At 27.4% G+C, this 413-nt stretch carries 1 pseudogene; it reads left to right on the top strand.

Annotated elements, in window-relative coordinates:
• Positions 1 to 289: 289 nt before the first annotated feature.
• A pseudogene (locus HZY83_RS08525) lies at positions 290 to 413 on the top strand (VOC family protein); the annotation flags it as partial.

Here is a 413-nt window from a genome sequence, read left to right as displayed (position 1 = left end):
TTCTATAATAGTGCTATCATCAGGTACATTGACACTAATTTCAGACTTGCCGTAGAGCACATCTGTCTTCACTAACATTCCCTCCGTTTATTTAAATATTATAAATTACTATTAAATGTATACTCTTAATAAAGTGTTGCAATGCAATTATTATATGTAAATTGTAGCACAATTTTTAGAATATTTTAATTTATGAAAATAAATAGCTTTATTCAAAATTAGTGATGTGAAATATTTAAATCTAAAATTTAGGGTAAACATCTTTAAAATAATGAAAGGGAGAAGTTCAATGAATCATATTAAGGGAATTAATCATATTGGTTTAACAGTATTAGATATTGAGGAGGCAACAACGTTCTTAAAAGAGGCGTTTGACGCTAAAATAGCGTATGATGCTCTTACATATAATGACC

It is taken from the genome of Gemella sp. GH3 (assembly GCF_013415425.1).
In the GTDB taxonomy this organism is placed as follows: Bacteria; Bacillota; Bacilli; order Staphylococcales; family Gemellaceae; genus Gemelliphila.
This window is presented reverse-complemented; position numbering and strand designations above follow the sequence as displayed.